Annotated in this window: 17 protein-coding genes and 4 pseudogenes; 11 read left to right on the forward strand and 10 right to left on the reverse strand. The window is 57.7% G+C overall.

The features are described 5' to 3' along the window. The first annotated feature begins 3 nt into the window (after positions 1–3). On the forward strand, positions 4–822 hold the full coding sequence (gene pstB, locus JZM24_RS12215) for a phosphate ABC transporter ATP-binding protein PstB (RefSeq protein WP_215669810.1): 819 nt from the start codon (positions 4–6) through the stop codon (positions 820–822). 721 nt (positions 823–1,543) lie between these two features. Here the strand turns inward: pstB and JZM24_RS12220 are convergent. The 3 genes from JZM24_RS12220 to purM all read right to left on the reverse strand — a co-directional run bounded on the left by JZM24_RS12220 (position 1,544) and on the right by purM (position 4,245). Further along, positions 1,544–2,056, reverse strand: a complete 513-nt coding sequence (locus tag JZM24_RS12220; RefSeq protein ID WP_215669811.1) for a hypothetical protein — start codon at positions 2,054–2,056, stop codon at positions 1,544–1,546. A gap of 513 nt (positions 2,057–2,569) precedes the next feature. Next, positions 2,570–3,208, reverse strand: coding sequence for a phosphoribosylglycinamide formyltransferase (purN, locus tag JZM24_RS12225; RefSeq protein ID WP_215669812.1), 639 nt, complete (start codon positions 3,206–3,208; stop codon positions 2,570–2,572). Then, the gene (gene purM, locus JZM24_RS12230; protein WP_215669813.1) at positions 3,208–4,245 is read right to left on the reverse strand and encodes a phosphoribosylformylglycinamidine cyclo-ligase; all 1,038 of its coding nucleotides are present in this window, start codon (positions 4,243–4,245) and stop codon (positions 3,208–3,210) included. Before purM ends, purN begins: the two co-directional genes overlap by 1 nt. Positions 4,246–4,476: 231 nt before the next feature. Here purM and upp point away from each other — a divergent pair, with 231 nt between their 5' ends. The 3 genes from upp to hda are packed head-to-tail and all read left to right on the forward strand — an operon-like array spanning position 4,477 to position 7,227. Continuing rightward, complete coding sequence (gene upp / locus JZM24_RS12235; RefSeq protein WP_215669814.1) at positions 4,477–5,103, forward strand: uracil phosphoribosyltransferase; 627 nt, start codon at positions 4,477–4,479, stop codon at positions 5,101–5,103. A 57-nt stretch (positions 5,104–5,160) separates the two neighbouring features. Further along, entirely contained in the window at positions 5,161–6,444 is a 1,284-nt protein-coding gene (gene uraA / locus JZM24_RS12240) for a uracil permease (protein WP_215669815.1), read from the forward strand. Positions 6,445–6,498: 54 nt separating this feature from the next. Beyond that, a complete protein-coding gene (gene hda, locus JZM24_RS12245; RefSeq protein ID WP_312885007.1) occupies positions 6,499–7,227 on the forward strand; it encodes a DnaA inactivator Hda in 729 nt (242 codons plus the stop codon). A gap of 374 nt (positions 7,228–7,601) precedes the next feature. Here the strand turns inward: hda and bepA are convergent, their stop codons facing one another. From bepA to JZM24_RS12260, 3 genes are all read right to left on the reverse strand, one after another. Then, on the reverse strand, positions 7,602–9,080 hold the full coding sequence (gene bepA / locus JZM24_RS12250; protein ID WP_215669816.1) for a beta-barrel assembly-enhancing protease: 1,479 nt from the start codon (positions 9,078–9,080) through the stop codon (positions 7,602–7,604). 93 nt (positions 9,081–9,173) lie between these two features. Beyond that, entirely contained in the window at positions 9,174–9,641 is a 468-nt protein-coding gene (gene bcp, locus JZM24_RS12255; protein ID WP_215669817.1) for a thioredoxin-dependent thiol peroxidase, read from the reverse strand. Next, positions 9,638–10,213 (reverse strand): glycine cleavage system transcriptional repressor, encoded by a 576-nt coding sequence (locus tag JZM24_RS12260; RefSeq protein WP_215669818.1) that lies wholly within the window; start codon positions 10,211–10,213, stop codon positions 9,638–9,640. The genes bcp and JZM24_RS12260 overlap by 4 nt, the downstream gene beginning before the upstream one ends. Before the next feature lie 145 nt (positions 10,214–10,358). On the opposite strand from JZM24_RS12260, the gene dapA reads away from it, so the two are divergent. The 7 genes and pseudogenes from dapA to JZM24_RS12295 all read left to right on the forward strand — a co-directional run bounded on the left by dapA (position 10,359) and on the right by JZM24_RS12295 (position 16,424). Continuing rightward, positions 10,359–11,237 carry a 4-hydroxy-tetrahydrodipicolinate synthase gene (gene dapA, locus JZM24_RS12265; RefSeq protein ID WP_215670158.1) on the forward strand — a complete coding sequence of 293 codons (879 nt, stop codon included), beginning with the start codon at positions 10,359–10,361 and terminating at the stop codon, positions 11,235–11,237. Positions 11,238–11,253: 16 nt separating this feature from the next. Further along, positions 11,254–12,296 (forward strand): annotated as a pseudogene (gene bamC / locus JZM24_RS12270) (outer membrane protein assembly factor BamC). Between the two features lie 69 nt (positions 12,297–12,365). Then, positions 12,366–13,079 (forward strand): annotated as a pseudogene (gene purC / locus JZM24_RS12275) (phosphoribosylaminoimidazolesuccinocarboxamide synthase). Positions 13,080–13,176: 97 nt separating this feature from the next. Next, positions 13,177–14,034 (forward strand): KPN_02809 family neutral zinc metallopeptidase, encoded by an 858-nt coding sequence (gene ypfJ / locus JZM24_RS12280; RefSeq protein WP_215669819.1) that lies wholly within the window; start codon positions 13,177–13,179, stop codon positions 14,032–14,034. Between the two features lie 21 nt (positions 14,035–14,055). Then, on the forward strand, positions 14,056–14,508 hold the full coding sequence (locus tag JZM24_RS12285; protein WP_215669820.1) for a DUF441 domain-containing protein: 453 nt from the start codon (positions 14,056–14,058) through the stop codon (positions 14,506–14,508). A gap of 1 nt (position 14,509) precedes the next feature. After that, positions 14,510–15,181, forward strand: a pseudogene (locus JZM24_RS12290) (tRNA(Met) cytidine acetyltransferase TmcA domain-containing protein). Then, the gene (locus JZM24_RS12295) at positions 15,117–16,424 is read left to right on the forward strand and encodes a GNAT family N-acetyltransferase (RefSeq protein WP_246580040.1); all 1,308 of its coding nucleotides are present in this window, start codon (positions 15,117–15,119) and stop codon (positions 16,422–16,424) included. The pseudogene JZM24_RS12290 and the gene JZM24_RS12295 overlap by 65 nt, the downstream one beginning before the upstream one ends. Positions 16,425–16,521: 97 nt before the next feature. Here JZM24_RS12295 and JZM24_RS12300 read toward each other — a convergent pair whose 3' ends face one another. The 4 genes and pseudogenes from JZM24_RS12300 to JZM24_RS12315 all read right to left on the reverse strand — a co-directional run bounded on the left by JZM24_RS12300 (position 16,522) and on the right by JZM24_RS12315 (position 18,885). Next, positions 16,522–16,707, reverse strand: a complete 186-nt coding sequence (locus tag JZM24_RS12300; RefSeq protein WP_011411544.1) for a YpfN family protein — start codon at positions 16,705–16,707, stop codon at positions 16,522–16,524. A 60-nt stretch (positions 16,708–16,767) separates the two neighbouring features. Further along, positions 16,768–17,376 (reverse strand): annotated as a pseudogene (locus tag JZM24_RS12305) (M15 family metallopeptidase); the annotation flags it as partial. Further along, positions 17,373–18,500 (reverse strand): succinyl-diaminopimelate desuccinylase, encoded by a 1,128-nt coding sequence (gene dapE / locus JZM24_RS12310; protein WP_215669823.1) that lies wholly within the window; start codon positions 18,498–18,500, stop codon positions 17,373–17,375. The gene dapE and the pseudogene JZM24_RS12305, both read right to left, overlap by 4 nt. Position 18,501: 1 nt before the next feature. Next, positions 18,502–18,885 (reverse strand): ArsC family reductase, encoded by a 384-nt coding sequence (locus JZM24_RS12315; RefSeq protein WP_215669824.1) that lies wholly within the window; start codon positions 18,883–18,885, stop codon positions 18,502–18,504. Between the last annotated feature and the right edge of the window lie 371 nt (positions 18,886–19,256).

Below are 19,256 nucleotides of genomic sequence, written 5' to 3' on the forward strand. Positions count from 1 at the left end.
GCTATGTCGCTAGTCCCCCCTTTGAGCTCGAACGGTGCGACCGCCGCGCCTGCCGGGGTGTCGCCATCGGCGCTGGCGCTGGAAACCGAACACCTGCGGGTGCGTTACGGCAGTCGTCTGGTACTTGACGACATCTCTCTGCCCATTGCCAAAGGGCAAATTACCGCCCTTATCGGCCCTTCCGGGTGCGGTAAATCGACGCTGCTTCGCTGCTTTAACCGTATGAATGACCTGAGCGACGATTGCCAGATTAGCGGCGCGGTGCGTTTGCAAGGACAGGACATCTATGCTGCCGGACAGGAAGTAGTGGCGCTGCGCCGGCGGGTGGGAATGGTTTTCCAGCGGTCCAACCCGTTTCCCAAATCCATTTACGACAACGTCGTCTACGGCCTGCGGCTTTTGGGTATCAGCGAACGCAGGCTGCTGGACGACGCCGCGGAGCGGGCGCTGCGCGCGGCGGCGTTATGGCATGAAGTTAAAGATCGCCTGCGTGAAAATGCGTTAAAACTGTCCACCGGCCAGCAGCAGCGGCTGGTGATCGCCCGCGCTATCGCCATCGAGCCGGAAGTGTTACTGCTTGATGAGCCGACCTCTGCGCTGGATCCCATTTCCACCTTGACCATCGAAGAGCTGATGATCTCGCTGAAAGCGCATTTCACCCTGGTTCTGGTGACGCATAACATGCAGCAGGCGGCGCGGGTTTCCGACTATACCGCCTTTTTGCATCAGGGCAAGCTGGTGGAATATGCCGTCACCGACCGGCTATTTACCGCCACGGCGCAGCGCAAAACCGAGGAATATATTACCGGCCGGCTGCGCTAACGGTTATCCGCCGGTCGGGTTTTATTGCTGCATTATCGGTATGGGCAAAGGACGCCTATCCAGGCGGCGATCGTGGCGGAAGACTGGATAAAGCGTAACGTGGCCCATGGCGAACCCAAGGCCAGCGTCAGGGGCAATGGGCGGCGAGACTAAATCACCGAACGCCGTGCCTGCGCCCTCGCCAGCGCTACCTGTGGCTGCACGCAGTCGATGCGGTGGTTTAGCGCAATGGATGAGGGGAGCACCATTTCACCTTTACCTTTTTTGTTTACGGCAATATGATTTAGTCAGGATTGACGAACCTGCAAGCGAATATAGCTCCTGATACAGTGATCTTGACTACTATTTTCAAGTGACAACGAGTCGTCGGTAAAATAGTCTCACCGCTAAACTCACATTGCTTGCGTCAATGGCGCGTCTGTCTGTCATACTCTGCGACTAAACCAGCAATGAGCTTGCAAGATCGGGTTATGCCAAAATAACCATTTTGCTTACAGGTGAGATCATGTTGAGTATTATGACTCAAGAGGCATCTACCCTGGATTGAATTTTCTCAGCATAAAAATACTATTCTCTTATGCAGTAGGTTGAGGTGAAGAGTGAAACTCATCTCGTATTGGCTTTGGCAAATAAGCTTAATCGGAGTGCTCAAGTATAGAGTGTTTATTTACAATGCTAAGCCATTCGAGGTAAATTTCACCTAAAGCGGTAAGGAAACCGCTTAAGAGAGGGTTGCCCTATTATGGAATTTAATTGAACCTCCTTTGCTTTTTCCGTATATGGTAAAGAACTTAACAATTGAAGGATCATTTTCTGGTTTTTCAGAATGATAATATTTTCCTAAATGTTTTTTATAGGCTTCTTCAGGATTTGCTTTAAAGTCCTTTAAGGCTGTTCTCAAAGCATCAGACAGCAAGGGCTTTTTATTTGGCTTAGAGTTTGTTACAGCAGCAATCTTAAATTTTAGATGCGATAGGTTTTTAATAGAATCGCACGTTTGTTGATTGATGGGAAGGCTGCCAGCTAAAGCGTTGTACTTTAGCTTTCTTTTTTCACTTTTAAGGGAATTAGGCTTCAATGAGCTTTGTTTCACGCTTAACAGGTTTTTGGCGTAGGTGATATCCTTTTCTCGTAGTTTTCCCTTAGACATGTTATGGGCTAACTTTACCGCTGAGTTAGTACTTTTGAAACAATGGGCTTTTACATGATGGAAGGCATGGTTTAATATTTTCATTCTCACCTCTGGGTTAATGTGGAGATGAAAATATATCGGCTTTTTTGCTAAAAAAATAAAACGGAACCGGGGAGAAATTAACGCTTATATTATCTAATTTCATTATTTACTTTCAAAGGAAATAATGTAATTGTCCTCAGTCTATACCGTGCACTTCCGGCATTAATTACATTTTGGTTCAATGCGCGATATTGTTAAATCCCTAGGCGCGGATTATTTTACTTATACAATATTGTAATTTAAATAGTATTTATAATTATTAGATGATGAAAGACAGTATTTTCTGAACTCATTAGGGTTGAACTCAAGGGCGGCCTTCCGCTTACTGGCCTGTTTCGTTCATTCCAATACACCCTGGACGTGCCTGGATAAAGGATTGTTTCAGCCATCATCTCTCTGGAAGGGCGTATTGTGGTGCGAGGTGTGGGCTTAGGGTGAATGATACTAAGGCGCTGTTAATCATGCCATGAGATTAACAGCGCCTCAGCTCCGCCGCAGACGGGCTCAGTAGAGTTAATCGGCGGCGTAGCCGGCGGCAGGCAGGGGCGCGCCGTCCAGCCAGGCGACGTTATCACGCAACGACAGCCGGCCCGTTAGCAGCCAGTTGATGACCAGCGGATAAATGGCGTGTTCCTGGGTTTTCACCCGTTGCGCCAGTATCTGCTCATCATCTTGCGCAAAAATGGGCACCCGCGCCTGTAAAATCACCGGGCCGCCATCCAGCTCGTCGGTGACGAAATGCACCGAGGTGCCGTGCTCGGCATCGCCGTTGGCGAGCGCCTGACGATGGGTATGCAGTCCGGGATAGCGCGGCAACAGCGAGGGGTGTACGTTGAGCATGCGGCCGGCATAGCGCTCGACAAAGGCCGAGGTCAGAATGCGCATAAAGCCGGCGAGGACGATAACCGACAGTGGGTAGCGGTCGATAAGGGCGGCGAGTGCCCGATCGTAGTCCTCACGGCTGGCGAAACCCACCGGGTTAAGCGTCTTGGTTTCGATCCCGGCGGTTGCGGCGCGCGTAAGCCCGTAGGCGTCGGCGCGATGACTGATGACTGCGGCGATCCGCGCCGCGATCTTGCCCTGCTGGCAGGCATCAATCAGCGCCTGCAGGTTGCTGCCTTCTCCTGAAATCAGCACCACCAGGTGTTTCATCAGCGGATAATCACCTGATGCTCGCCGTCGGCGGGCTGAATTTGACCGAGCGCCCAGGCGGTTTCGCCTAAGTCGGCTAGAATAGCCAGCGCTTTACCGGCGCTGGCTGCGGGCACGGCTATGACCATGCCGACGCCGCAGTTGAAGGTGCGGTACATTTCATGGCGACTCACATTGCCGGCCTGCTGTAGCCAGCGGAAAACCGCCGGCCATTGCCAACTGCTTTCTTCAATCACCGCCTGGGTACCCGCCGGCAGAACGCGCGGGATGTTTTCCCAGAAGCCGCCGCCGGTCAAATGCGCAATAGCATGTACCTCGGTCTGCGCGATAAGGGACAGCAGCGCCTTGACGTAGATGCGCGTCGGCGCCAGTAGATGGTCCGTCAGCAATCTGCCTTCTACCTGCGTCTGTTCGGGGTCGGTCTGGCTGAAGGACAAAATCTTGCGTACCAGCGAGTAACCGTTGGAATGAGGGCCGCTTGCGGCCAGCGCCAGTAGGGTATCGCCGGCCTGCACCTTGCTGCCGTCGATGATGTCCGCTTTTTCCACTACGCCGACGCAGAAGCCGGCGACGTCGTAGTCCTCGCCATGGTACATGCCGGGCATTTCCGCCGTTTCGCCGCCGACCAGCGCGCAGCCGGATTGCTTACAGCCCTCGGCGATGCCGGTTATCACTGCGGCTGCGGTATCGACGTCAAGTTTCCCGGTGGCATAATAGTCGAGGAAAAATAGCGGTTCGGCGCCCTGAACCACCAGGTCGTTTACGCACATTGCCACCAAATCGATGCCGATAGTATCGTGGCGTTTCAAATCCATGGCCAGACGCAGTTTGGTCACGACGCCGTCTGTGCCTGAAACCAGAATCGGCTCGCGATACTTCTGCGGCAGCGCGCACAGGGCGCCGAAACCGCCCAGCCCGCCCATGAATTCCGGGCGTTTGGTCTGTTTCACAACACCTTTGATACGGTCTACCAATGCGTTGCCGGCATCGATATCCACACCTGCGTCTTTGTAACTGAGAGAGGTTTTGTCGGTCACTGCAAGATCTCCACGGAGATAACCTGTTGCTTGAAATGGGGCGCCGCCAATTCTAACAGCGTAAGCAATCGTTTGCGAGAGGTGTTGCATTCGCGCCGGCCTTTTTGTTGACTATAGTAATTCCATTAAAGCCTTGATCAGGATCAGGCAAATTCGTATTGCGCTGCGGGGAAAAGGAGTTATAATCTCGCGATTTTTTTTGACCGTTCAGTGCCCTAGGGGAGAGATAACATGAAGATCGTTGAGGTTAAACACCCGCTGGTGAAACACAAGCTGGGGTTGATGCGCGCTCACGATATCAGTACCAAACGCTTTCGCGAACTGGCATCGGAAGTGGGTAGCTTGTTGACCTATGTCGCGACCGCCGATATGGAAACCGAAAAGGTCACTATCGAAGGTTGGTGCGGGCCAGTTAAAATTGATCAAATTAAAGGGAAAAAAATTACCGTTGTCCCGATTCTGCGCGCCGGGCTTGGCATGATGGACGGCGTATTGGAAAATCTGCCCAGCGCGCGTATCAGCGTGGTCGGCGTTTACCGTGATGAAAACACCCTGACGCCGGTACCTTATTTTCATAAGCTGGTGTCGAGCATCGATGAGCGTATGGCGCTGGTGGTGGATCCGATGCTGGCGACCGGCGGCTCGATGATCGCCACTATCGATTTATTGAAAAAGGCCGGCTGCCCCTGTATCAAGGTATTGGTGCTGGTGGCGGCGCCTGAAGGCATCGCGGCGCTGGAAAAGGCGCATCCCGACGTGGAACTCTATACTGCGGCTATCGATAAGGGACTTAACGAGAAAGGTTATATCATGCCGGGCCTGGGTGACGCGGGTGACAAAATCTTTGGTACCAAATAACACTGAACCGGCCATTGAGTCGGTTTTTTTTGACCCTGAATTCTGAGGAAAGTTACCATGACCCGTCGCGCCATCGGGGTGTCGGAACGCCCGCCGCTGCTGAAAACCATCCCGCTGAGTCTGCAGCACCTGTTCGCCATGTTTGGCGCCACGGTGCTGGTGCCGATTTTATTTAACATCAATCCCGGCACCGTCCTGCTGTTTAACGGCATCGGCACCTTGCTGTATCTTTTTATCTGCAAAGGCAAAATTCCCGCCTATCTCGGTTCCAGCTTCGCTTTTATCTCTCCGGTATTGCTGCTGTTGCCGCTGGGCTATGAGCTGGCGCTGGGGGGATTCATCGCCTGCGGTGCGCTGTTCTGCGTGGTGGGGCTTATCGTGAAGAAGGCCGGGATCGGTTGGATCAACGTCATCTTTCCTCCCGCCGCCATGGGGGCTATTGTGGCGGTTATCGGTCTGGAGCTGGCCGGCGTCGCGGCGAATATGGCGGGCCTGCTGCCAAGCGCCGATGCGCCGGTGGACGGCACCACCGTGGCCATTTCCATGGCTACCCTCGGCGTAACGGTGCTGGGCTCGGTGCTGTTTCGCGGTTTCCTGGCCATCATCCCCATCCTTATCGGGGTGTTGGCGGGCTATGCGCTGTCCGCCGTGCTCGGTATCGTGGATTTCGCGCAGGTAGCCGCCGCGCCCTGGTTTGCCCTGCCGACGTTTTACCATCCGCGCTTTGAGTGGATGGCCATCCTGACTATCCTGCCGGCGGCGCTGGTGGTGATAGCCGAGCATGTCGGGCATCTGGTGGTGACCGCCAATATCGTGCAGCGGGATTTATTGCGCGATCCGGGCCTACACCGCTCGATGTTCGCCAACGGCGCATCAACTCTGTTATCCGGTTTTTTCGGCTCGACGCCGAACACCACCTACGGGGAAAATATCGGCGTCATGGCGATAACCCGCGTTTACAGCACCTGGGTTATCGGCGGCGCGGCGATCCTGGCGATTGAGCTGTCCTGCGTCGGCAAACTCGCGGCGGCAATTCAAGCGGTGCCGGTACCGGTCATGGGCGGCGTGTCGCTGCTGTTGTACGGCGTGATAGCCGCGTCCGGCATCCGGGTGCTTATCGAGTCGAAGGTGGATTATAACAAAGCGCAAAACCTGATTCTGACCTCGGTGATTCTGATTATCGGCGTCAGCGGCGCGAAAATTCATCTCGGCGCCGTCGAACTGAATGGCATGGCGCTGGCGACCATAGTGGGTATCGCGCTGAGCCTGATATTCCGCGTTATCACGTTGCTGCGCGGCGAAGAGAAAATTCTGGAACCTGATGAAGGCACGCCCTCCTGAGGGCCGCACCGCGCCGTCCTCGCGGCGCGGCAAAGTTATGGTAAACTGGAAAGGATCTTTGCCAGAACGCAAGAGGTACTTCTGAACACGTCTGCGCAGCTTTCTTTACCGCTCTACTTACCCGATGACGAAACTTTCGCCAGCTTTTATCCCGGCGAAAATGCCGCGTTGCTGGCGGCGTTGCAGGTGATGCTGGACCGCGAACACGGCAGCTACCTTTATTTCTGGTCGCGTAAGGGCGGTGGCCGCAGCCATTTGCTGCATGCCGCCTGCGCGGCGCTATCGGCGCGGGCAAAGGCCGTAGGTTATGTGCCGCTGGATAAGCGCACCTGGTTTGTACCGGAGGTGCTGGAGGGCATGGAGCAACTGGCGTTGGTGACGATCGATAATATTGAATGTATCGTCGGCGACCCGCCGTGGGAAATGGCTATTTTCAACCTCTATAACCGCATTCAGGAAACCGGGCGCACCCGGCTTATCATCAGCGGCAATTGCCCGCCCCGCCAATTGAATCTCAGCTTGCCGGATTTGGCCTCGCGTCTGGATTGGGGGCAAATTTATCGCCTGCAGCCGCTTTCCGATGAGGAAAAGGGCTATGCCTTGCAAATGCGGGCGAAACTGCGCGGCTTTGAATTTCCGGAGGACGTCATCCGTTTCTTGCTGAAAAGATTGGAAAGGGATATGCGCACCTTGTCGGCGACGCTTGATCAGTTGGACCATGCCTCTATCCGCGCCCAGCGCAAACTGACCATTCCTTTTGTGAAAGCGATTTTAAATCTGTAAGGCGTGCGTTTTTACCCTGCATCGGCAGGATGAGCCTGCGCGCGGCTTTATTGATCTCTTTGGTGAAGGTGTTGACGCTAATCGCTTAATGCAGGTTGCGTTCCTTGTTCTGCGTTCCACAACCTGCGTTATGCATTCCGCATTCTAGGTCATGCGCTCCGTGTTCTGCGTTCCGCATGCTATGTTCTGCGTTCCACATCATGCATCCTGCATGGCGTGTCAATGACGTTGTCCGAGCCTACCCCGAAGGCGGGAACCACCGTAGCGTCTGGCGCCGGCATGTCTGTCCGTTTTCCCGCGCCGGTCTGAGTGCTTGGCACGAAATACCGCGCCGCGCGAAAATGCGTCACTCTATCAGGCTGCCTATGGCGCGGCTACCGGCGCGCGCCTTTGTCATACTGCGCGAAGCGCAACTGCAACTGCCTGAGCTGATCGATACGGGCGTCATAGCGCGCCTGCTGCAGACTGCCCAGTTTTACCCGGCTACTGGCTTCGGTTAGCGCCCGCACCGCCTGATCCAACTGTCCCGTCAGCGCCAGCCGCTCGGCGCGCGCCGCCAGCTCTTGATCGCCCAGACCCTGACCGGCGCACGCCTGGGCCAGTAAATCCCAGCCATTGGTATCGTCGGGATGGGAAAAGGTATAGCGGTTAAGGATCCGCACGGCATCGCTATAGCGGTGCCCCTCAACGTAGGCGTTGGCGAGGTTGAGCAGCAGCACCGGGTTGGCATCGCGCTCATTGCCGCGTACCAGCGCCTCCAGGCGGCTGATGGCCTGCGGCGCCTGTTGCAGCGCCAGATCGACATCGGTCATCAAATCCACCAGCCAGATGTTGGACGGTTGCCGACTAAGCAACGGCTGCAGCGTACGTTTGGCGTCGTCGTATTTTTTCGCCTGATAAAACAAAATCGCCTGACCGTACTGCGCGGCCAGCTGCCGGCGGACGTTGCCTTTTTTCCAGGCGTCTAGCACATCATTACGCAGCAAATTGTCGCTGGATCCGAACATTCCCAAGATGCGCGCCTTCGCCAGATAAAAGTCCTGTGATGAGTCGATAACGATATGCTTCATCTGGTTGGCGCGATTGCGGGTATCCGCCAGCCGGCTTAGCGGCAAGGGGTGGGTTTGCAGCATTCCCGGCGGCGCGGTGGAATATCGGTTCTGATCCGCCAGTTTCTGCAAGAAGTTAGGCATCGCCTGCGGATCAAAACCGGACCGCTGTAGTACCTGCAAACCAATGCGATCCGCCTCTTGCTCGTTGGCCTGGGTGAAACTGATGTTGCCCTGCGCGGAGCCGGCGATGGTGCCGGACAGCGCGGCCATGCCCAGCTGCGGATTGGCCATGGTGAGCAGAATAGAGCCCAGCGCGCCGACCCAGGTCAGCGGGGCGCTGCGACGCTTTTCCTCCATGGCGCGCGCCAGATGACGCTGGGTGACATGGGACAGTTCATGGGCCATGACCGACGCCAGCTCGCTTTCATTGTCGGTATAGTTAAACAGCGCCGAATGCAGCACCACGTTGCCGCCGAAAAAGGCAAACGCATTGAGCTCGTCGCTGCGCAACAGGAAAAAATGAAAGGGGGTACGCACCGAGTTGGCATGGGCCACCAGCGTGCCGCCCAGATGGTTGATGTATTGGTCAAGCAGTGGATCATTGATAATCGGGGCACCGCCGCGCAGCTGGCGCACGAAGTAATCCCCCATTTGCATCTCTTCGCCAATGCTCAAAGTACTGCCGGCGGTGGTGCCCATATCCGGCAGATTGTCCTGAATCTCGTCGGCATGCGCCGGGAACGTGCCGGCCAACGCGGTCAGCAGCAGCGCGATAAGGCTTTTTTTCAAGCGAGTAACCATAGATGACCCATTTTGCCGGCGGCGGCCGGCCGTCATCCCGCGTCGCCGCCCGCACCGCCGTGAAGGCACGTCAATCTGCGCCACGGGCTGCGTTCAGACGTTTTTCAGATAAGCCAGCACGATATCGTGGTGATTGCTGATTTTGAAATCGTCGAACACTTTCTCAATGGCGCCGTCAACACCCACCAGGAAACTGATGCGGTGAATGCCATCGTAAGTTTTGCCCATAAAACTTTTCTCGCCCCAGACGCCGAACTGGCCGGCAACCTGATGGTCCTCGTCGGAGAGCAAGGTAAAATTCAACAGTTCCTTTTCGTCGAAGCGGGACAGCTTCTCGGGTTTGTCGGTACTGATGCCCAGCACCTCCACCCAGGCCTTATTCAGGTCGTCCATATTATCGCGCAACCCGCACGCTTGGACGGTACAGCCTGGCATCATCGCTTTGGGATAAAAGTAGACCAATACTCTTTGTCCCTGGAAGTCGGTAAGGCTGATGAGTTCACCGTCCTGATCGGGCAGGCTAAATTGTGGTGCTATATCACCGGCTTTCAGTGGTGTCATTGCAATACTCCGTCTCTTTCCTGATGCTGTGGATGATTGATAACTCTAATACTGCCTTGCGCATGCAGTTCTGTACAGAGTTGATAGAACCTCTGTTCAATCAGCAGAACCTCCCCCCCGGCCGGACCGTGCGCGGTCATCGAAAGCGTCAGCCGGGGCGGGGATTGCGCGTCCGCCGGCTGCGTTTTCGACGCCAGCTCTGCCAAAGTCATCTGATGGCTATCAAACAAATCGGTATAGCGTTCGATAAGATGGGGGGAATCATCCACCTCCACCGTCACCCACACCGTCGTCGGGGTGGCCGGCTGCTCCTGGGCCGTGGTGCGCTTCATCACAATCAATAAATCCAGTTCGGCGCCTTGCAGCGGCAGGGTGGATTCTATTTGCGCGATAGCGTTCCAGCCGCCGGACAGCAGCATGATAAAGGTAAATTCCTTGCCCAGCATGGCGAGGCGGCTATCTTCAATATTGCAGTCGCAGCTGCTGACGTGACGGGTAATGGTATTGACAATACCAGGCCGGTTTGCGCCCAGCGCGGTGATAACCAGATAATGTTGCTGTAACGGTGGCAAAATGGCGCTTCCTGTCCGGCGGGTTGTGATTTACATGGTAACCCTAAAAAAAACCTGCTGCCAAGGGCTTACCGAGCCGATGTTTGCTTGCTTTTGGATAGGTGACAAAAGTACCATGAATAACCTGTTTGTGGAGGGATGGTCAATGTTTACGGGAAGCATAGTTGCACTGGTGACTCCGATGGACGAAAAGGGCGCCATCGACCGGGTCAGTCTGAAAAAATTAATCGATTATCATGTCGCCAGCGGTACCGCAGCGATCGTGGCCGTGGGAACGACCGGCGAAACGTCTACCCTGAGCCACGAAGAGCATGGCGATGTGGTGATGTGTACCCTTGAGCTCAGCGACGGGCGCGTTCCCGTTATCGCGGGCACCGGTGCCAACTCCACCTCCGAAGCCGTGTCACTGACCCGCCGCTTTAACGACAGCGGCGTGGTAGGGTGTCTCAGCGTGACGCCGTATTACAACCGGCCGAGTCAGGAAGGGTTGTTCCAGCATTTCAAGGCCATCGCCGAAAGCAGCGATTTGCCGCAGATCCTGTACAATGTGCCGGCGCGCACCGGCTGCGATATGCTGCCGCCGACCGTTGCCCGCCTGGCGGAAATCAAAAACATTATCGGTATTAAGGAAGCCACGGGGAACTTAAGCCGTGTCAGCCAGATCCAAGAGCTAGTCAATGACGATTTCCTGCTGCTGAGCGGCGATGACGCCAGCGCATTGGACTTCATGCAACTAGGCGGCAAAGGGGTAATTTCCGTGACGGCGAACGTTGCCGCAAAGGAGATGGCGCAGCTTTGCGCCCTGGCGGCCGGCGGCAATTATGCCGATGCGCGCCGTCTTAATCAGCGCCTGATGCCGCTGCATCAGAAACTCTTTTTTGAACCCAGCCCCATACCGGTTAAATGGGCTTGTAAAGCATTGGGATTAATGGCGACCGACACCCTGCGCCTGCCGATGACGCCCCTGACCGAGGCGGGTAGCCGCGTGGTAAGACAGGCGTTAACGGATGCGGGTTTGCTGTAACTCTTAGGGAGATTTAATGGCTTATTCAATGCAAAAGTCGCAGGTAGCGAAAGTGGTCGGCGTCTCGCTTATCATGCTGCTCGCGGCCTGTACTAGCGATCAGCGCTATAAACGTCAGGTAAACGGAAACGAAGAGTACCTGAAAGCGCCTCCGCTGCGCGCGCTTAGCAGTCCTTCCGGTATGATTTTGCCCCTGCAGAACGGCGATTATGAGATCCCCACTGTCCCGCGCAACGGCGCCGTGGGCAAAGGGCTGGACATTCTGCCCCCTGCGCAGCCGCTGGCGCTGCTGAACGGTTCCCGTTCACAATATTCCGGCAATAGCGCGGTTATTCAGCTGGAAAACAGCGCCCAGGGTAGAGATCTGTGGTCGCAGCGGTGGTGCAAAGCAAAGGCTATCCGATTGCCTCACGCCAGGACGCGCAGCAGAGCCTGAACACGGATTGGATCGCCTGGACCCGTGCTGATGAAGATGAACAGTACAGCGGCCGCTATCAGATAAGCCTGGCGACCCAAGGCTATCAAACCTCGCTCCAGGTTACGTCCCTTGGTCTGCAGCAGCAGGGTAAACCGGTGACCAATCCTGCGCTGGTGCAGCGCTACACCGTTGAGATGCTTAACAGTGTCGCGAGCGGGCTGCAGCAGCTTAACGACGATCGCGCCAACCGTATCGCCCAGGGCGAAACCGCCGATCTAAGCGTACAAAGCGGCGCTGACGAAAGCGGACTGCCGCTGCTGGTGGTGCGCTCGTCTTACAATGCCGTATGGACGCATCTGCCGTCGGCGCTGTCGCGCATCGGCATGAAGGTGAAGGATAGCAGCCGTCCGCTGGGTACCGTTTCGGTCACCTATGACGCGCCGGGCAGCGGTACCTGGGACGATTTGGGCGCCAAAGACCCTGATTTGCGCAATGGCGACTATAAACTGCAGGTCGGCGATCTTGGCAACCGCAGCACGCTGCAGTTCACCGATCCGAAAGGGCATACCTTGACCCAATCGCAAAATGACGCGCTGGTGGCGGTATTCCAGGCGGCATTCAGCCGGTCAACATCCCGTTAAATCAACAGGGGGCTTCGGCCCCCTTTTTTACCTGTATCAAAGCGTTATTTGCCACTGGAGTATGTAAAGATGCAAAAGTTAGCTGAGTTGTATCGCGGAAAAGCAAAAACGGTCTACGCCACCGAGGATCCGGATTTGCTGATCCTGACATTCCGCAACGATACGTCAGCACTGGACGGTCAGCGTATCGAGCAGTTCGAGCGCAAGGGCATGATTAACAATAAGTTTAACTACTTTATCATGACCAAGTTAGCCGAAGCCGGCATTCCAACCCAGATCGTGCTCCTGCTTTCCGATAACGAAGTGCTGGTGAAAAAACTGGCGATGGTGCCCGTGTAATGCGTGGTGCGCAACCGCGCGGCCGGCTCGCTGGTAAAGCGTCTAGGCGTAGAGGAAGGCCTGGTCCTGGATCCGCCCCTGTTCGATCTGTTTTTGAAAAACGACGCCATGCACGATCCGATGATCAACGAATCCTACTGCACCACCTTCGGCTGGGTCAGTGAACCCCATCTGGCGCGGATGAAGCAGTTGACCTATCAGACTAATGACGTGCTCAGCAAGATTTTCGACGATGCCTGGCTGATTCTGGTGGACTTCAAGCTGGAATTTGGTCTGTTTAACGGCGAGATTGTGCTGGGGGATGAATTCTCCCCGGATGGCAGCCGACTGTGGGATAAAACCACCCTCGATAAGATGGATAAAGACCGGTTCCGCCAGAGCCTCGGTGGCGTTATTGAAGCCTATGAAGAAGTCGCCAAGCGTATCGGCGTCGCGTTGGATTAAACGCGCAATCGTTTACCTGGGCGGCGGCGCCTGCCGTCTGTCCGATGTTATATGCTATCCTCATCATTAAATGATTAACGTTTAACTGGGGATGACGATGCGTTGGCAAGGCGGTCGCGAAAGTAATAATGTGGAAGACAGGCGCGGACAGTCATCCGGGCCGGGGGGCGGTGGTTTCCGGCTGCCGATTCGCGGTAAAGGCGGCATCGTGCTGCTCATCGTGGTGGTGGTGGCGGGCTATTATGGCGTCGATCTCACGCCGCTGCTTACCGGCGGCCAGTCGGGTTCGCAGGTGAGCCAGCAAACCCGCATCAGCCCCAACGACGACGAGGCGGCCAAGTTTACCGCGGTGATCCTCGGTTATACCGAAGATACCTGGCAGCAGATTTTCCAGCAGATGGGCAAAACCTATCAGCCGCCAAAGCTGGTCATGTATCGCGGTGCGACGCAAACCGGTTGCGGTACCGGTCAATCGGTCATGGGGCCGTTTTATTGCCCTGCGGACAGTACGGTCTATATCGATTTATCTTTTTATGACGACATGAAAGATCAGCTCGGCGCAGGCGGCGATTTCGCCCAGGGCTATGTGGTCGCTCACGAGGTCGGTCATCACGTGCAAAAACTGCTCGGGATTGAAAGCCGGGTTCGCCAGCAGCAGGGCGCGCCGGAAAAAACGGCTAACGCACTGTCGGTGAAGCTGGAACTGCAGGCGGACTGTTTCGCCGGTGTGTGGGGCCACAGCATGCAGCAGCAGCAAATCCTCGACGAGCAGGATCCGCAGGAAGCGCTGAATGCCGCACGGGCCATCGGCGACGATCGGTTACAGCAGCGGGGACAGGGCAGGGTGGTGCCGGACAGTTTTACCCATAGCACTTCAGAGCAGCGCTATCATTGGTTTAAACGCGGATTTGACAGTGGTGATATTCATCAGTGTGATACTTTTGCCGGTGGTTAAGCTTTTTTTCAGGGACAGTGTATGAATTTTTCCGATCCGACGCTGCTGATCCTGCTGGGTATGGCGGCGCTCGGTATTATTAGCCACAACAATACCGTGACCGTGGCGATCCTAGTGTTATTGATTCTTCGCCTTACGCCGATGGAGCAGTACTTCCCCTGGGTGGAAAAACAGGGATTAACCATTGGCATCATCATCCTGACCATCGGCGTGATGGCGCCCATCTCCAGCGGTACGCTGTCGGCGTCTACCGTCCTCCACTCCTTTTTGCACTGGAAATCGCTGCTGGCGATAGTGATTGGCGTGGCAGTTTCCTGGCTGGGCGGCCGCGGCGTTTCGTTGATGTCCAGACAGACCTCGGTGGTCGCCGGACTGTTGGTAGGCACGGTGCTCGGGGTGGCATTGTTCCGCGGCGTGCCGGTGGGGCCGCTCATTGCCGCAGGTCTGCTGTCGCTGCTTGTGGGCAAGACCTGAGGTGACTTCCCTGCCGCCGCCCTGGCTGGCCTGCCTGCGTGCAGAAACGGCGGCAATGAAACGAGCCGGCGTACGGCGTTTACTGGTGATTAGCGGCGCGTCTGACTGGTGCGGCCAACAGGCGGCAGCGCTTGGCGACGCCCTTGACGGCGACTGGCTATGGGTGTGAGAGCTAAGCGAACGCGGTACCGGCAGCCGCCCGGCGGCGCTGAAAACCCTGCTCGGTCGTGAGTTCCTGCATGCGGTGTTAGATGCCCGTCAATCGCTGGCGGTGGATACGTTGGCGGCGCTGGCCGGTACGCTGGTGGCGGGCAGCTGGTTAGTGCTGCTGGTGCCGCCCTGGTCGCGTTGGCCGCAGTTGCCGGATGGCGATTCGCTACGCTGGAGTGAACAGCCACAACCGATCGCGACGCCGCATTTCACACGCTATTTTCGTGCTGCGCTGTCGGCGGACTCGGCGGTGGCGCTGCTGCGCCAGGGCAGCGCGCCGCAAAATAACGCCTCTGGCGTCCCCCCAGCCGTGGCATCCCCCCGTCCCCGGCCGACCCACCGCCGATCAGGGCCGGCTGTTGCGCCGGTTGGCGCAGGCAAATCCCGGCATCTATGTGATGATTGCGCCGCGCGGCCGCGGCAAATCGGCGCTGGCCGGCATGTTCGCCCGGACGCTCGATAATGCCTGCTGTATTACCGCGCCCGCCAAAACCGCCGTGGACATCTTGCGCCGCTACGCGGGCCCGGGTGCGCCCTTTTTTGCCCCCGATGCGCTATTGGACCGCTGCCGGGAGGGGATGAGCGACCGCTGGCTGCTGGTGGATGAAGCCGCCGCGCTGCCCTTACCGCTGCTGCGTCAACTGATGGGGTATTTTCCCCATGTGCTGCTGACCACTACCGTCGCGGGGTATGAGGGCACCGGACGCGGATTCCTGCTGAAGTTTTGCGAAACGCTACCGTGTTGGCACCCGCTCAGGCTGGATGAGCCGTTGCGCTGGGCGGCGAATGATCCGCTGGAGCGCTGGCTGACCGAGACGCTCCTGCTGGAGGACGCCGATGTACTGGCCCTTGCCGGCACAGGCGCGCCGCAAAATACGGCTGCGGGCGCCGCAGGCGCAGGGCGATGGCGTATCGGAAAAGTCGGCGCCCGGACGTGGCGGCGCCAGCCCGCGGCGCGGCAGGCTTTTTATCAATTATTGACCCGTGCTCATTACCGTACTTCCCCTATCGATCTGCGCCGGTTGCTGGATGCACCCAGTATGTCATTCTTTACCGCGACCGCGCACTATCACCGCCAACTTATGGCGGGCCTGTGGCTGGTAGAAGAAGGGGGGGTGACGTCGCGCCTCGCCCACGACGTCTGGTCTGGCTACCGCCGGCCGCCGGGCAGTCTGGTCGCGCAATCGTTGGCGGCGCACGGGAGCGCCTGGCGGGCGCCGCGGCTGCGCTCCCGGCGAATCAGCCGTATCGCCGTGGTGCCTACAGCGCGTCGTCGCGGTATCGGGCTGGCGATGATTGCCAAGGCGGCAGAGCAGGCTGCCGGTGAGGGGCGCGATTTTCTGTCGGTCAGTTTTGGTTATACTGCCGCGCTGTGGCGTTTTTGGCAGCGGGCGGGCTTCCAACTGGTGCGAATGGGGACACACATCGAGGCCAGCAGAGGCCTGTACAGCGCCATGGCGCTGCTGCCACTGAGCGACGCGGGGCGTAGACTGACGCTGCGGGCGGCGGACGGTTTTGAGCGCGATTGCCGGCTGGCGGCCGGCGAGCAACAGGATCTTAGGATGGAGGACTGGCGCTGCCTGGCGGGTTTTGCGTTTGCTCAGCGGCCACCGGAAGCCTGCCGCAGCGCGCTGATCCGGCTTATTCACCGCAGCACGCTGCCGCTACCGGCACTGCGCCTGTGGTTGACGCAGCCGATGCCGTAGCCACCCTGGCGGCACGGTTGGCGCTCAGCGGGAAAAAAGCGCTCTGGCGGCGCTGGCAACGGATCTGTCAGCGGCAGGCGCGCTAAAACCGAGGGCGTTATGGCTTTTTCGGCCAGTCGTCTTCCTCATCCCACTGCGCGTTATTGTCCCGATGCGGCGGCAACTCGGGGCGATTTTTCAGATAGCTTGTCGCATCCACCCGGCGCAGTGCTTTCACACCGCCAATCAGCATGCCCGCCAGAACCAGCAGCACCACCCACCAATAATCCGCTAACCATCCCATAGACCTACTCCTTATCGATATTGTCAATATAGCGCCGGAAGAGATACGCCAACTGCGCGCGCTACCCGCCACCTCCTGGCCGCGCCAGGCTTGCAGCAGCACCACGGGGTTCAGCGCCTGCGCGGCGCGATCCGCCAGCGGTCGATAGCTGATGTGCCAGGGCTCCACCGCCACACCGCCGCGATAGCAAGCGTAAGGCCGAAAAAAGCTGTAGTCCCCCAAATGCCGATCCAGCCAGCGGGTGAGAGGGGCGAAATAACCGCCGGGCAAATACTCTTCGGGCGTCAACTGCAACCGTGCGCCGGGAGGCAGCAAATCGGGATCGTAAATATCCAGATCGGTACCCCAATGGTGGCGGCTGGCGCCAGGCAGCGCCGACCAGTGCAGGATTGCCTCACAGCGTGCACCTGTCGCCAAAGTAAGCGCATCAAGCGGCCGGCTTTGTCGATCCAATAATGGTCGCTGACCGTGAAATTTGCCATTCCAGATGCCCATTTGGCGCTCAAAATCACGAAAACTGTTGGCAGGGCGCAGGGAAAACCCCGCCAGGGCCGCCGCGTGCTGGAGTTGCCCAAAGGCCGCCGCCGCTTCCGGCTGTAGCCGATGACCCGGCTCCAGGGGAATAACATGCCTGTCGGTGCGGCCGGTAACCGTCAGGGCATCCATCATAGAATCAACTGTTCCATGATGCGCTGGTACATCCGGCTCAGCAGTTGCAAATCGGCGGCGCTGACGCATTCGTTAACTTTATGAATGGTGGCGTTCACCGGGCCGAGTTCCACCACCTGCGCGCCCAGACGGGCGATAAAGCGTCCATCGGAAGTGCCGCCGGTGGTTGCCAGTCGCGGCGTTAGTTCCTGATAATGCTCCACCGCCCGCACCGCTGCGTCTACCAGCTCACCGCGCGCCGTCAGGAAGGGCTGGCCGGAAAGCGACCAATCAATGCGGCAGCGCAGCCCGTGATGCTGCAACAGCGCTTCTACCCGCTGACGGATAATGGCGTCGGTCAGATCGGTGCTGAAACGGAAATTAAATTGCACCAGCAGCTCGCCGGGAATGACATTGTTGCTGCCGGTCCCGGCATGGATATTGGCAATTTGCATCGTAGTGGGCGGAAAAAAGGCTTTGCCCTCATCCCATTGGGTTTCTACCAATTCTTTCAAGGCGGCCATCGCGCGATGGACAGGGTTGTCCGCCAAATGCGGATAGGCGACGTGGCCCTGTACGCCCTGTACGACCAGATTGGCGGTCAGCGAGCCGCGTCGACCGTTTTTAACGATATCCCCAACCTGACGGCTGCTGGACGGCTCGCCCACCAGGCAATAATCCAGCCGTTCCTGACGCGCCATCAGCGCGTCTACCACTTTGACGGTGCCGTCCTGAGCGTCGGCTTCCTCATCGGAGGTAATCAGGAACGCCAGCCGGCCATGATGCTGCGGATGCTGGGCGACAAAGCGTTCGGCGGCGACCACCATGGCGGCCAGCGAGCCTTTCATATCCGCCGCGCCGCGGCCAAACAGCATGCCGTCGCGCAACGTCGGCTCGAACGGCGGGTTATGCCAATGCTGCACATCGCCGGCCGGCACCACATCGGTATGGCCGGCAAAGGCCAGCGTGCGGCCCTGTCCACGCCAGGCCCAAAAATTGAGCGTAGCGCCGAACGGCATCGGTTCAATGGTAAAACCCAGCGCCTGCAGGCGAGCAGCAATGATGGCCTGGCAGCCGCCGTCGTCAGGGCTGAGGGAGGGCCGTTTGATCAACTGTTGCGCAAGTTCCAATACGGGACAAGACATCTTACACCTCGCTGGCGGTAAACCGCTGATACTCTTGCGGCGAAAACCCCAGCAGCAGACGGCCATCCGCGGCCTCAAGCAGGGGACGCTTAATCATCGCCGGCTGGATGAGCATCAGTGCCGTCGCACCGGCGGCGCTGTCGGCTTTTGCGCGCTGGGATTCGCTGAGTTTGCGCCAGGTGGTGCCACGGGTGTTGAGCAGCGGCTGCCACCCCATCCGGTCGATAAAGCGCTGCAAAAGATCGGCGTCGAGGCCATCGCTGCGGTAATCATGAAACCGGTAAGGCACCTGCTGCTCGTCGAGCCAGCGGCGGGCCTTTTTGACCGTATCACAATTTTTGATGCCGTAGAGTGTGGCTATGGGGTGCTGCAAATCGTTGGACATACCAAAAGCTACCTTAATTAAGCGGAAAGAAAAGCGCCTGCCGGCTCTGTTTTCCGGCCGACCAAGTGGACGCACTTCCATGATGAGGGAAAAAGACGGCGGGATCCAGCGCCTTGGCAAGCTTGTGCGACGCAAAGGGCAGCGGTGGATGCGCCCTTTGGGCTGCGGGGAATGAAGGTTGGCACGGTGGCACAGTGTAGTCTCAACTTCGCATGGCGCGAGTGCGGTTGCCGATAATACGGGTTAAGGCCAGGCCCCCCGTTGCCAAAATGCGAAAGACGACCGGGACCCACGCTGCCGATAAAACGTGGACCACCCGGCCCCCTATTGCCGATAATACGTGGACCACCTGGACCCACGCTGCCGATAAT

The sequence above is a fragment of the Candidatus Sodalis endolongispinus genome, from assembly GCF_018777395.1.
Taxonomy (GTDB): Bacteria; Pseudomonadota; Gammaproteobacteria; order Enterobacterales; family Enterobacteriaceae; genus Sodalis_B; species Sodalis_B endolongispinus.

Excerpts from the sequence above, each read along its gene's own strand:
- dapE (WP_215669823.1), bottom strand. The coding sequence starts at position 18,500 with ATGTCTTGTCCCGTATTGGAACTTGCGCAACAGTTGATCAAACGGCCC.
- pstB (WP_215669810.1), top strand. The coding sequence starts at position 4 with ATGTCGCTAGTCCCCCCTTTGAGCTCGAACGGTGCGACCGCCGCGCCT.
- JZM24_RS12285 (WP_215669820.1), top strand. The coding sequence starts at position 14,056 with ATGAATTTTTCCGATCCGACGCTGCTGATCCTGCTGGGTATGGCGGCG.
- JZM24_RS12220 (WP_215669811.1), bottom strand. The coding sequence starts at position 2,056 with ATGAAAATATTAAACCATGCCTTCCATCATGTAAAAGCCCATTGTTTC.
- JZM24_RS12295 (WP_246580040.1), top strand. The coding sequence starts at position 15,117 with ATGATTGCGCCGCGCGGCCGCGGCAAATCGGCGCTGGCCGGCATGTTC.
- upp (WP_215669814.1), top strand. The coding sequence starts at position 4,477 with ATGAAGATCGTTGAGGTTAAACACCCGCTGGTGAAACACAAGCTGGGG.
- bepA (WP_215669816.1), bottom strand. The coding sequence starts at position 9,080 with ATGGTTACTCGCTTGAAAAAAAGCCTTATCGCGCTGCTGCTGACCGCG.
- JZM24_RS12315 (WP_215669824.1), bottom strand. The coding sequence starts at position 18,885 with ATGTCCAACGATTTGCAGCACCCCATAGCCACACTCTACGGCATCAAA.
- ypfJ (WP_215669819.1), top strand. The coding sequence starts at position 13,177 with ATGCGTTGGCAAGGCGGTCGCGAAAGTAATAATGTGGAAGACAGGCGC.
- JZM24_RS12300 (WP_011411544.1), bottom strand. The coding sequence starts at position 16,707 with ATGGGATGGTTAGCGGATTATTGGTGGGTGGTGCTGCTGGTTCTGGCG.
- purN (WP_215669812.1), bottom strand. The coding sequence starts at position 3,208 with ATGAAACACCTGGTGGTGCTGATTTCAGGAGAAGGCAGCAACCTGCAG.
- bcp (WP_215669817.1), bottom strand. The coding sequence starts at position 9,641 with ATGACACCACTGAAAGCCGGTGATATAGCACCACAATTTAGCCTGCCC.
- uraA (WP_215669815.1), top strand. The coding sequence starts at position 5,161 with ATGACCCGTCGCGCCATCGGGGTGTCGGAACGCCCGCCGCTGCTGAAA.
- dapA (WP_215670158.1), top strand. The coding sequence starts at position 10,359 with ATGTTTACGGGAAGCATAGTTGCACTGGTGACTCCGATGGACGAAAAG.